Below are 11,513 nucleotides of genomic sequence, written 5' to 3' on the forward strand. Positions count from 1 at the left end.
CCCCCGGCCGGGTCCCCGCCACCCTCCGGTCCGAGCCTCCTTGGATGACGACGCTGAATCCGTACCCCGCCTGCCGGTCAAGAAGCCCGGCACCTCGCGGGGCGACCCCCGCATCGAGTCCGCCCCGCGCGCACAGCCGGACGAATGACGCTCCGACAATCTCGCCGTTCGCAGAGGAATGCCATGCCCTTTCTGCCGCGCAGGGAGCCCTGCGCCTCGCCCGTCTCGCCCGCCGGGACCGCGTCGGCCACCGTCGCGTCCGCCGAGCCGGTCGGCCCGGAACCGCGGCACACGCACGTCATACCGCTGTGGGAGGCGGCCAGAACTCACCGCCTCCAACCCCCGCCTTCACGGACCGGGAGGGCACGCCGTTGCTGCAGATGCTGGTCAGGGGCCCTTGCGGTGACCGTGGCCGTCCATCTCGGCCTGCTGACCTTGACCGCGAAGAACGGCTCCGCCCACGGCGTCGAGCGGGTGATATGCGTCGGAAAACGCGCGGGTCATTCTTGGGAGACATGGCTGCGGGGCTGCCCGGCGTGCAGCGAGGACGAGGGCCGGAACGACCCGCACCCGCCGAGATGAAGCCACACCCTGTGAGGAGACAGCCCGGTGGCCATCGCGGCAGAAGCCCCCGCAGGCGTCAGTCGAGCGCGTCGGCGGGGTCGTCGGAGCCGTCCCAGACGGTCCACACCGGGGGGATGTGCCGGGACGGTCGGCGTACGAGTGTGTCGACGAACCGTTCCAGCACCTGGGCGACGCCGTCCTCGTCGTTGGCGGGGGCGCGATGACGTGCGGCCCGCAGGACGTCCGGATGGGCGTTGGCCATGGCGTACGAGTGACCCACCGCGGTGAGCATGGGCAGGTCGTTGGGCATGTCGCCGAAGGCGGCGATCTCGTGGCTGCCGATGCCGAGCCGGCCGCTCCACTCGAGCAACGTGGTGGCTTTGGTGACGTGGGGTGCGCTGAACTCCACCAGCGACAGCCCGGTGGAGTAGGTGGTCTCGGCGTTGCTGCCCGCGGTGCGCCGAGCTCGCTCGTAGAAGTCGTCGAGGGGCAGGGTCGGGTGGTGAGCGAGGATCTTCAGCACCGGTCTGCCCGGGATACGGGTGAGGAGTTCCCCGGAGGTGCCGACCGGTTCGGCGGACTCCTCACCGAACGACCAGGTCGGGTAGGCCGGTTCGTGGCCGAAGTCCTTGTCGTACTCGACGGCGAAGGCAGCGCCGGGCAGCGCCCTGCGCACGCGGGTCACGAGCCGGGTGGCCGCCAGAGGCCGGAACGGGGACACGTGCGCCAGGGTTCCGTCAGGGGCGTAGACGGCCGCGCCGTTGGCGGCGATGACGAAATGCGGTCCGATGGTGGCAAGCAACTCCGGTACGCGGCGCGGCGGGCGGCCTGTCACCAGCACCACGCGGATCCCGGCCTGCTCGGCCGCCGTCAAGGCGGCCCGTGTGCGGTCCGACAGCGTTCCGTCGCTGCGCAGCAGCGTGCCGTCAAGGTCCGTCGCGATCAGCTTCGGAGGGACGAGAGGGACAACGAGAGGCACGGCGGCGGGGGTTGTCATGGCGGCACCCTTCTGGAGCGACGGACGGAACAGGTGTGGTTCGGTGCCGTGCGGACACGGGTGCCTCACCTCGATCGATGGCCCCCGGCACCGCGCCGTCGACGGAGCCGCGCCGGGAGGGATGCGCGAAAGCCTCCGCGCCCGAGCACGGGGCGGCACCGGCGCTGGTGCCGCCCCGCGGCGTCGGTCCGCCCTTTACACCCCGGGGGTGGTCTCGTTGGGAACGGGGGTGTTGAGGAGCTGCATCTCCCAGGCGAACGCCACACCGGAGCCGCCGGAGTAGCCCATGAGCGCCGCCAGGTCCTCGGGCGCGACGAGGTCCGTGCGGGCCCAGTCACGCTGCCACTCGGCGAGGACGGCCATCCACGTGATCGGGGTGATGCCTGCCTGGACTATGCGGCGTACGGCCATGTCGTGGGCCTCGGCCGTCACGCCTCCGGAGGCGTCGGTGACGACGTAGACGTCGTAGCCCTCGCCGGCCGCCTGCAGGGCGGGGAAGGCCACGCAGATCTCGGTGTACAGGCCGGCGATGACCAGCTTCTTGCGCCCGGTCGTCTTGACGGCGTCCACCACGCGCTGGTCCTCCCAGCTGTTGAGGGTCGTCCTGTTGATCGGCTTCTGGTCGGGGAAGGTGTCCTGGAGGCCCTGGATGATGAGGCCGCCGCGCTCCTCCACGACCGTGGTCAGGATCGTCGGGACGCCGTATGCCTTGGCGGTCTTGGCCAGCCCGACGACGTTGTTGACGATCATCGTCGGCTCGTGGCTGTGCAGGTTGGCGAACTGGAACGGCTGGTGGTCGATCAGCGCCAGGACGCTGTTCTCGGGTGTCAGCAGGGCATCCAGGCCGGTCTTCGGGAACTCGCTCACGGGATCTCCTCCGATGTGGGCAACACGCGCAAGTTGTTGGCGGGTCACTCCGTCGTTGATGTATCAACTATTACCGGGGTCTCGGTGATGTGTCAACCATCGTCTAGAGTGTTTGCGTATGGAGGAGAAAACACGCTGGCTCACCCCGCCTGAACAGCGCGCCTGGCGCGCCTTCATCGGCGTACATCAGAAGCTCCCCGGCGTATTGGCGCGCGCATTGCAGGGCTGCGGGAGCCTGTCCATCGCGGACTACGTCGTCCTTGTGGCTCTCACTGACGGACCCGACGGCCGACAGCACTTTCAGGAACTGGCCCATGCCGTGGACTGGGAGCGGAGTCGCATGTCCCATCACCTCCGCCGGATGACCAAACGCGGGCTGGTGACCCGGGAGGATTGCCCCAAGGACGGGCGCGGTCTCCACGTGGTCGTCACCCCTGAGGGGCGCGCGGCCATCGAGACGGCCGCCCCCCAGCACATCGCCACCGTGCGCCGGCTGGTCATCGACCCCCTCAGTCCCGAAGAACTCGACGCGCTCACCGTTCTTTGCGAAGGCGTCCTAGGTCGATTGGAAGCGGACCCTCCCTGATGTCGTAACGCCTCGGCTTGTCGTTCGGGCTTGGGTGGTTGAGTGGGTGATCGTCGCCAACCGCGGCCCGGAGCGCTTCCAGTGGTCATGGGGTGGTCATGGCTCGATTCCATTCCTTGAGTTGATGCGTCAATCGATTCGCGATAATGTGGTTGATGCGTCAACAACCTCTTCTGGAAAGGACAGCTGCCATGAGCAACAAGAAGGTCATCGCGGTCGCCGGAGCAACGGGTGCGCAGGGCGGCGGTGCGGCACGAGCGATCCTGGCCGACCCGGAGTCGGGCTTCACGGTCCGCGCGCTTACCCGGAATCCCGACTCGCCCGCGGCCAGGGAGCTCGCGGCGCTCGGGGCAGAGGTCGTGCAGGCGGACTTCCATGACGAGCCGACGGTGCACAAGGCGTTCGAGGGAGCCTACGGGGCCTTCCTGGTCACCAACTTCTGGGCGCACGGTTCGGCGGCCACGGAGATGGAGGAGATCGAGGTCCTGACCCGGGCCGCCGCGGCCGCGGGACTGCGTCACGTGGTCTGGTCGACGCTGGAGGACACCCGCGAGCTGCTGCCGCTGGAGGACGGCCGTATGCCGGTCATTCAGGGCAAGTACAACGTGCCGCACTTCGACGTCAAGGGTGAGGGCAATGAGCTGTTCAGGCAGGCCGGGGTGCCGACCACCTTCCTGAACACGACCTTCTACTTCCAGGGCTTCCTGGAGGGCCTCGGCCCCCAGCGCGGCGAGGACGGCGTACTGGCGCTGAACCTGCCGATGGAGGACGGCAAGCTCCTGGCCGGGGTGGACGTGGCGGACATCGGCCGGACGGCCTTCGCCATCCTCAAGGGCGGCGCGCCCTTCATCGGCCAGACCGTCAGCCTGGCCGGCGACCATCTGACCGGTGCGCAGTACGCGGAGAAGCTGGCGGCGGCGCTGGGCGAGCCGGTGCGCTTCCAGTCCGTGCCCTACGACTTCTTCCGCACCCTCGAGATTCCGGCGGCCGACGAGCTCGGCAACATGTTCCAGTACTACGGCGACTTCGATCAGGAGTTCACCGGCGCCCGTGATCTGAACCGGGTGCGCGAGATCAACCCGGCGCTGAAGAGCTTCGACGACTGGCTGGCCGAGAACGCCTCGAAGTTCGTGCTGAGCTGACTGGGTGCGACCACTGCCGGGAGTGGGCAGCTCGACGGCAAGGTCGCCTCAGCCACCGGTGCGAGCCGCGGCAAGGGCGCGGCTCGCACAAACGACGAAGTAACTGAGCCGGTCCGAGTGGAAGTGCCTCTCGGAGGCGTCAGGGTCGTGCGGTCCTTGGCCGTGCAGTAACCGCCGACCAAGGGCCGCTCCGGCGCTGGCGCGCCGTACATGACGAGGCTGTCCGGCTCGCAGAGTCTTCAAGGCCGCGTTCGGTGTCTCCCCGCGGGAGTTTCGCCTCTCCCCGCGGGAGTTCCGCGCGGGGACGCGTGCCGGCGCCGCCGACGGGTAACCGTCCCGGCGCAGGAGGGTCCCGACGGGGTGCCCCCGTTGTCGTCAGGGGGCGACGAGGCTCCGGCAGTGGGCGAGGAAGGCGTCCAGCGCCAGGTCGAACGCGGCGTCGGCGCGGTCGGGGCCGACGGCGGCCAGCGACTGAGCGAGCAGTGGGGTCTTCCCGTCGGCGTCGGGTTCCCACATGGTTTCGGGCGCGGCCAGGTCGAGCGCCGAACCGAGGACGAGGTTGTCCAAGGCGGTGAGCACCGCCATGACGCGGTCCTTGGCGAAGCCCGCGTCCAGCAGCAGGGAGACCGCCCGCTCGTACTGGGCCAGCGCGTGGGGTGCGCGAACGGGCGCCGTGGCGAGCAGCGGGATGGTGCGCGGGTGGGCGGCGAAGGCCGCCCGGTAGGAGCGGGCCCAGGCGGCGAGGGCGGTGTCCCAGGGGCGCAGGTCGAGGGTGGCCGGGTCGATGGCCTCGGTGACGCGCAGCCGGATCAGTTCGACGATGCCTGCTCGGCCGTCGACATGGTGGTAGATCGAGCCGGTCTGGACGCCGAGCTTCCTGGCGATCTGCGGGACGCTGAAGTCGCCGCCCCGGTCGACGAGTTCGAGCGCGGCCGTGCTGATCCGCTCCCTGTCGATCAGGGCCTTGCTCGGCCGCCCCATGCGTCCTTCTCCTTGATCGTCGCAGGTCGGGTCTTCCCAGGCGTTGCCCCCGGGGCTACATTACCGAAACCGAAAGGCTTTAGGTTTAGCTCGCCGGGCCTTCCCCTGCCGCCGAACGGCGCCGTCCGAAAGGTGCCCCGCCGCCATGGCCTCGACCGCCAGACCCCAACCCGTGACCGCCGCGGAACCCGACTCCTCGCTCCGCTGCGGCACCCTCCGCACCGGTGACATCACCTTCCTCGTCGTCTCCGCCGCCGCCCCGCTCACCGTCATGGCCGGCGTCGCCCCGTTCGCCATCCTGCTCGGCGGCATCGGAGCGCCGAGCGGCTACCTCATCGCCGGCGCCGTCCTCGCCGTGTTCGCGGTGGGCTTCACCGCCATGAGCCGGTACATCGGCAACGGCGGTGCGTTCTACGCGTACGTCACCCGTGGCCTCGGCCGGCCCACAGGGGTCGGCTCGGCCGCTCTCGCGCTGCTGTCCTACAACGCGATGCAGATCGGCCTGTACGGACTGCTGGCCACCACCGTCCGCGATGCGCTGCAGGCCCTGTGGGGAGTCAGCGTGCCCTGGCCGGTGGCCGCCCTCGTCGGTGTCGCGGCCGTCTGGTACGCCGGATACCGCAGTATCGACTTCGGGGCCCGGGTGCTGGGCGTACTGCTGCTCGTCGAAGCCGGCATCCTCGTGGTCCTGGCCGGCGGGGTGCTGGCCGACGGCGGCGCGCAGGGCATCCACTTCGACTCCTTCACTCCCGGCAACGCCTTCACGCCCGGCACCGGTGCCCTGCTCGCCTTCGCCTTCGCGGCCTTCATCGGCTTCGAGTCCACCGCCATCTACCGGTCCGAGGCCCGCCGGCCGGAGCGGACGATCCCCCGCGCCACGTACGCCGCCGTCGCCTTCCTCGGCCTGTTCTACGCCTTCGTCGTGTGGATCGTCGTGCAGGCGTTCGGCGCGCAAGGTGTCATGGCCGCGGCCGCGAAGGACCCCGCCGCGCTGTTCTTCACCGCCACCACCCGGTACGTCGGCGGCTGGGCGGCGGACGTGATGCACGTCCTCATCGTCACCAGCGTCTTCGCCGCGCTGCTCGCCTTCCACAACGCCATCAACCGCTACACCCACGCCCTCGCCCACGAAGGGGTGCTGCCCGCGGCCCTGGGCCGGGTGCACCCGCGGCACCGCTCGCCGCACATCGCCGGGATCCTGCAGACCGCGCTCGCGGCCCTGGTGGTCCTCGGCTTCGCCGCCGCCGGCGCCGATCCCTACGAGCGACTGCTGCTGTGGGTGAACACCCCCGGTGTGGTCGGCATCGTGCTGCTTCAGGTGCTGACCGCGGTCGCCGTCCCGGTGTTCTTCCGCCGCATCAGTCACTCCGAGGGTGCCTGGCGGGCCGTGGTGGCCCCGATCGCCGGAGCCGTGCTCATGGGCGGCGCGCTGTACCTGATCATCGACAAGGTCGAGTTGCTGACCGGCGCAGGGACCGGCACCAACGCGGCGCTCCTCGCGCCCATCCCGCTGGTCTTCGCCGCCGGCGTCGCCCTCGCGTACCGGCTGCGCCGCACCCGGCCGCAGGTGTACGAGGCGTTCGCCGCCGAGCCCGACACCGGCAACCGGACCGCAGGAAACCCCGACACCCAGCAGTAGCCGCTGCGCCCCCACCCCATAACGAGCCGCTGCGAAAGGCGATCCACGTGCCCTTCCCCAACGCCGACACCGTGCTGGCCGGCGCCACCGTCCGCACCCTGGACCCGCGGCGCCCCCTGGCGACCGCCGTCGCCATCAGGGACGGCCGCATTGCGGCGGTCGGCGAGGAGGCCGACGTACGCCACTGGCGCGGCCCTAGCACCCAGGTCGTCGATCTCGGCGGCGCCACCCTCACCCCCGGCCTCACCGACGGACACACCCACGTCGTCAAGGGTCTCGAACTCGCCCAGGGCATCGACCTCTCCGGCTGTAAAACCCTGGAGCAGCTGCGCGCCGCGTTGCGCGAGGCCGCCAGGCGGGCCGCACCCGGGTCGTGGATCACCGGCTGGAACCTCGACCACAACACCTTCGAGGGCGGCCCCATCAGCCGCCACCTCATCGACGACGTCGTGGGCGGCATTCCCACCTTCCTACGGCTGTACGACGCTCACTCCGCGCTCGTCGGCTCCGCGGCCCTGCGTGCCGCCGGGGTCGACGGGCCACGCCGTTTCGACCAGGGTGCCTCCATCGTCTGCGACCCCGACGGTCGCCCCACCGGTCATCTCGTCGAGCAGGCCGCCATGGAGACCGTCGCCGCCCTGATCCCGGGGCCCTCTCCCACCGAGCGCCGCAAACACCTGCTCGCCCTGCTGGCCGACATGGCCGCCACAGGCCTCACCGGCGGCCACGTCATGGACCTGGAGACGCCCGACGCACTCGATCTGCTCACCGCCATCGAGGACGAGGGCGTCCTACCGCTGCGGCTGCGCATCGCGCCCTGGTGCCAGCCCGGTGCCGGCACCGGCGAACTGGACCGGCTGATCGCCCTTCAGGAACGCGCCGGACGGCAGTGGCGCGTGGCAGGCGTCAAGTTGTTCCTCGACGGCACCGTGGAGGGCGGCACCGCCTGGCTGGACCACCCCGACTGCCACGGCGCCGGGAACGAGCCGTTCTGGCCCGACCCCGCCGCGTACACCCGCGCCGTACACGACCTCGACCGCGCGGGCGTACCGACCGCCACCCACGCCATCGGCGACGCCGCGGTCCGCCACGTCCTCGACACCGTCCAGGCCCTCGGCACCCCGCACGCCCGGCACCGCGCCGAGCATCTGGAGACCGTGCCCGACGACCAGATCCCGCGCTTCGCCCGGCTCGGCGTCGCCGCCTCCATGCAGCCCGCCCACGCCACCTATGCCCGGGCGGACCACAGCGACGAGTGGTCCCGCCGACTCGGTCCCGAACGCGCCGCCCGGGCCTGGCGCTGTCGCGACCTGCGCGCCGCCGGAGCCACCCTGGTCCTCGGCTCGGACTGGCCCGTCGCCCCCTACGACCCACGCCGGGTACTCGCCGCCGCCCAACTGCGCCGCCACCCCGGCGACTCCGGCACCCCGCCCGTACGCGCCGACCAGGCACTCACTCCGTCGGCCGCCCTGGAGGGTTACACCACCCACGCCGCGCGGGCCGCGGGCGAGGAGGACATCGCCGGACGCATCGCCCCCGGCTACCGCGCCGACCTCACCGCCTTCACCCTCGACCCCCTCACCACCGCCCCCGACGAACTCGCCGACGCCCCGATCCGGCTCACGATGAGCGGGGGCCACATCACCCACCGGACACTGTCGGGGCACCGTTGAAGAGGTCGAGGAATCCGAACGGTGCGCGGTCGCCGAGGCAGAGGTCCAGCATTTCGTGCGCCTCCGTGTAGAAGGGTTCGGTGCGCGGGAACAGCTCCTTTTCGTAGGCGGTGAGTGCGGCCTCGAAGTCGTCGGGGTGCGCGGCGATCGCCTTACCGAGTTCGGCGCCGTCGAACATCGCCAGGTTCGCGCCGTCACCGGACGGCGGCATCAGGTGCGCGGCATCGCCGAGGAGCGTCACCCCGGCCACGCGGTCCCACCGGTGTCCGTCCGGGAGCGTGTGGATCATGCGCGCGACCGGAGCGGTCTCGCCGTCGGTGATCAGCGCGGTGAGCTCCGGAGCCCACCCGTCGAACTCGGCGGCGACCCGAGCCCTCGCGGCGTCGGCGTCGGTGAAGTCGACGCCGGCGATCCACTCGGAGGGGCGGTTCAGCTCGACGTACGTGTGCAGGATGTCCCCCGCCTCGCGGTGCGCGATGATCCCCTTGCCCGGGGTCAGCGCGTACATCGCGCCGGCACCGACCGCCTCGGCCGTTGCGGTGTGCCGCTCGTCGGCGTCGTACAGGTAGGTGTCGATGAACGTCGTGCCGATGTACTCGGGCTTGGCGTCGGAGAGCAGTGGGCGGATCTTCGACCAGGCGCCGTCGGCGCCGACGAGGAGACCGCTGGTCACGGTCGAGCCGTCGGCGAAGGTCAGCTCGTGTCGGCCGTCGCCGAGGGGCCGGACACCGGTGACCCTGCGGCCCCACTGGACCGTCCGGCCGGGCAGTGAGTCGAGCAGGATCCGGCGCAGGTCTCCGCGGAGCACTTCGGGACGGCGCGCCGTCCCGTCGTCGGGGGCGTCGAACAGCAGCTTGCCGTGCTGGTCGAGCACGCGCTGTGCCTCGGCGCCTTCGTGGATGATCGCGCGGAACTCGTCGGTGAGGCCGGCGTCGGCGAGCGCGCGCTGCCCGTCGTCCTCGTGGATGTCGAGCTGGCCGCCCTGCGTGCGGGACTTGGCCGAGGGGTCGGCCTCGTAGACCGTTGCGGGGAGGCCGTGGACGTGCAGGACCCGGGCGAGGGTCAGGCCGCCGAGGCCGGCGCCGACGATGGCGATCGGGTGGTGGCTGGTGTTCATGGGCTTCCTCGTTCCCGTGCGGGCAGAGCGCCGGGCCTGTGCCCGGGGCGTCTATATGGACCCGTGTTCCATAAGGAATATGGAACACGGATCCAAGACGTGTCAAAATGAGCTCATGCCACGGACGCGAGGAAGAGCACCCGACGGGAAATGGCGCCCCGACGCCCTGTCGCGAGAGATCATCGTCGGCGCGGCCATCGCGCTCCTGGACGAGCGCGGCGAGCGGGGACTCACCTTCCGGCTGCTGGCCAAACAGCTGGACACCGGACCCGGCGCGCTGTACTGGCACGTGGCGAACAAGGACGAACTCGTCGCCCTGGCCGCCGATCGGGTGCTCGGCGACGCCTTCGCCGCGGACCCGCGCCACGAGGAAGACGCCGTCTCCGGGCTGCGCGCGCTTGCCGTCGCCGTCTTCGATGCCCTTGACCGGCACCCGTGGGCAGCGTCCCACGTCAACGCGCCGCCCACGCTGGCGAACGCACTGCACCTGCTCGACCGCATCGGCACCCTGGTGGCACGAACCGGGCTGCCCGCCGAGCGGCAATTCGCGGTCTCCACCGCGATCTCCTACTACATCACCGGCGTCAGCGCCCAGATCGTCGCCCCACGCGCCGTCGCCGACGCCTCGCCCGGCCGCGATGCCTTCCTCGCCCAGACCGCCGAGCGCTGGGAAAAACTCGATCCCGCCGAATATCCCTTCCTGACGCGCACCACCACGGAACTGCGCGACCACGACGACCGCGACCAGTTCACCACCGGCCTCGACCTGCTCCTGGACGGCCTGAACACGACCGCGGACCCGTGACCGCCCGGTGGAGTTACCCAGGTGGCCTGCCCGGCGGGAGAGGCGTGAGCCGGCGGGCAGGCTCCCTGGTCGTCGGTGTCAGTGGCCGCAACAGGCGTGTGCCGCAAGGGCGGTCGTCGTGGCCAGGGCCGCCGTTGTCGTCGTACCGGTGGCCGCCTCCTGGTCCGCGGCGATACGGCCCCGCAGCATGTTCTCCATGACCTTCATGAAGCGCTGGGCCCCCGAAGTGCCCACGAGGAACGGGTTCTTGGGGCTGTCAGGCGCGTTGCGCAGCTGTTCCATTCGCTCCAGGCCGTAGTCGGCGAAGGCGTGGTTGCTCACTTCGGCGTCGACCCCGGCCCGCCGCATCCGGGAGGCGAAGGTGAGGATCGAGGAGAGGTAGGTCTCCTTGTCGGCCGTGGCCGCGGGCGGGTTGGTGCCGCCCCACAGCATCGCGGCGTGCTCGCGGCCCTGCCACCGAGCGGGGTAGATCGGCGAGACCGATCCGGGTGTGTGGCCCGGCGTGTGGTGCAGGGTCACCGTGGTGTCTCCGAGGGTCAGCTTCTGGCCGTCGGCGATGTCCAGGTCGCGGGTGGGCGCGTTGGCCGGGGCGGTGGTGGCGAGGAGATCCCAGTCGGCCGGGGCCATCATGACCCGGGTCCCGTACTGGTCGGCGAGGTGCTGCGCGCCGCCGAAGTGGTCACCGTGGGCGTGGGTGACCACGACGTACTTGATCGTCGACGGGTCGGCGCCGAGGGAGGTCAGTCCCGGGACGATGTACTGCTCGACTTCGTCCGGTGAGTTGAGGGCGTCGATGAGGATGATGCCGCGCGACGTGAGGATCGCCGTCGCCGAGACGAAGCCGACGCTCAGCACCGCCACGTTGTCGAATATCCGTAGCGGCTCGGGGGCGGACGGGCGCGGCGGGGCGTAGCCGGCGGTGAGTGCGCTGACGATGCTCTTCAAGGCCGGGTTGTCACCGGCCAGTTCGGCGGCTCGGCCGAAGTAGTACTGCGCGGTCCTGTCCGCGGCGCCCGATGCTTCGGCGCCCTGTTGCGTGAGCAGGGAGGCCGCGCCGGCGGTGACAGCCGTGGCGGCGCCGAGCTGCCAGAAGCGGCGACGGGAGAGTGCCATACGTACGGCTCCTTTTGTGTGGGGGAGGG

The 11,513-nt window shown here is 70.9% G+C and carries 11 protein-coding genes; 6 read left to right on the forward strand and 5 right to left on the reverse strand.

The genetic code is table 11. The annotated features are described in order from the left end of the window. Positions 1 to 402 precede the first annotated feature (402 nt). Positions 403 to 582 carry a hypothetical protein gene (locus tag G5C60_RS46210; protein ID WP_165269522.1) on the forward strand — a complete coding sequence of 60 codons (180 nt, stop codon included), beginning with the start codon at positions 403 to 405 and terminating at the stop codon, positions 580 to 582. A gap of 58 nt (positions 583 to 640) precedes the next feature. Here the strand turns inward: G5C60_RS46210 and G5C60_RS46215 are convergent, their stop codons facing one another. After that, positions 641 to 1,561, reverse strand: a complete 921-nt coding sequence (locus G5C60_RS46215; protein ID WP_165269524.1) for an HAD family hydrolase — start codon at positions 1,559 to 1,561, stop codon at positions 641 to 643. A gap of 195 nt (positions 1,562 to 1,756) precedes the next feature. After that, a complete protein-coding gene (locus tag G5C60_RS46220) occupies positions 1,757 to 2,428 on the reverse strand; it encodes an isochorismatase family protein (RefSeq protein WP_165269526.1) in 672 nt (223 codons plus the stop codon). A 118-nt stretch (positions 2,429 to 2,546) separates the two neighbouring features. On the opposite strand from G5C60_RS46220, the gene G5C60_RS46225 reads away from it, so the two are divergent. Then, positions 2,547 to 3,014 (forward strand): MarR family winged helix-turn-helix transcriptional regulator, encoded by a 468-nt coding sequence (locus tag G5C60_RS46225; protein WP_165269528.1) that lies wholly within the window; start codon positions 2,547 to 2,549, stop codon positions 3,012 to 3,014. Between the two features lie 191 nt (positions 3,015 to 3,205). Beyond that, complete coding sequence (locus G5C60_RS46230; RefSeq protein ID WP_165269530.1) at positions 3,206 to 4,156, forward strand: NmrA/HSCARG family protein; 951 nt, start codon at positions 3,206 to 3,208, stop codon at positions 4,154 to 4,156. 375 nt (positions 4,157 to 4,531) lie between these two features. Here the strand turns inward: G5C60_RS46230 and G5C60_RS46235 are convergent, their stop codons facing one another. Further along, positions 4,532 to 5,137 (reverse strand): TetR/AcrR family transcriptional regulator C-terminal domain-containing protein, encoded by a 606-nt coding sequence (locus G5C60_RS46235; RefSeq protein ID WP_165269532.1) that lies wholly within the window; start codon positions 5,135 to 5,137, stop codon positions 4,532 to 4,534. 145 nt (positions 5,138 to 5,282) lie between these two features. Between G5C60_RS46235 and G5C60_RS46240 the strand changes: the two genes are divergently transcribed. Beyond that, positions 5,283 to 6,776 (forward strand): APC family permease, encoded by a 1,494-nt coding sequence (locus G5C60_RS46240; RefSeq protein WP_165269534.1) that lies wholly within the window; start codon positions 5,283 to 5,285, stop codon positions 6,774 to 6,776. A 47-nt stretch (positions 6,777 to 6,823) separates the two neighbouring features. Next, positions 6,824 to 8,449, forward strand: a complete 1,626-nt coding sequence (locus G5C60_RS46245; RefSeq protein ID WP_165269536.1) for an amidohydrolase family protein — start codon at positions 6,824 to 6,826, stop codon at positions 8,447 to 8,449. Here the strand turns inward: G5C60_RS46245 and G5C60_RS46250 are convergent. Next, positions 8,418 to 9,566 carry an FAD-dependent oxidoreductase gene (locus G5C60_RS46250; RefSeq protein ID WP_165269538.1) on the reverse strand — a complete coding sequence of 383 codons (1,149 nt, stop codon included), beginning with the start codon at positions 9,564 to 9,566 and terminating at the stop codon, positions 8,418 to 8,420. The genes G5C60_RS46245 and G5C60_RS46250 overlap by 32 nt on opposite strands. A gap of 115 nt (positions 9,567 to 9,681) precedes the next feature. Here G5C60_RS46250 and G5C60_RS46255 point away from each other — a divergent pair, with 115 nt between their 5' ends. Beyond that, entirely contained in the window at positions 9,682 to 10,371 is a 690-nt protein-coding gene (locus G5C60_RS46255; protein ID WP_165269540.1) for a TetR/AcrR family transcriptional regulator, read from the forward strand. Between the two features lie 78 nt (positions 10,372 to 10,449). Here the strand turns inward: G5C60_RS46255 and G5C60_RS46260 are convergent. After that, positions 10,450 to 11,513 (reverse strand): MBL fold metallo-hydrolase (locus G5C60_RS46260; RefSeq protein WP_206440848.1); only part of this gene is annotated, 1,064 nt, incomplete at its 5' end.

The organism is Streptomyces scabichelini, assembly GCF_011045015.1.
Classification (GTDB): Bacteria; Actinomycetota; Actinomycetes; order Streptomycetales; family Streptomycetaceae; genus Streptomyces; species Streptomyces scabichelini.

Excerpts from the sequence above, each read along its gene's own strand:
- G5C60_RS46215 (WP_165269524.1), bottom strand. The coding sequence starts at position 1,561 with ATGACAACCCCCGCCGCCGTGCCTCTCGTTGTCCCTCTCGTCCCTCCG.
- G5C60_RS46225 (WP_165269528.1), top strand. The coding sequence starts at position 2,547 with ATGGAGGAGAAAACACGCTGGCTCACCCCGCCTGAACAGCGCGCCTGG.
- G5C60_RS46230 (WP_165269530.1), top strand. The coding sequence starts at position 3,206 with ATGAGCAACAAGAAGGTCATCGCGGTCGCCGGAGCAACGGGTGCGCAG.
- G5C60_RS46235 (WP_165269532.1), bottom strand. The coding sequence starts at position 5,137 with ATGGGGCGGCCGAGCAAGGCCCTGATCGACAGGGAGCGGATCAGCACG.
- G5C60_RS46240 (WP_165269534.1), top strand. The coding sequence starts at position 5,283 with ATGGCCTCGACCGCCAGACCCCAACCCGTGACCGCCGCGGAACCCGAC.
- G5C60_RS46250 (WP_165269538.1), bottom strand. The coding sequence starts at position 9,566 with ATGAACACCAGCCACCACCCGATCGCCATCGTCGGCGCCGGCCTCGGC.
- G5C60_RS46255 (WP_165269540.1), top strand. The coding sequence starts at position 9,682 with ATGCCACGGACGCGAGGAAGAGCACCCGACGGGAAATGGCGCCCCGAC.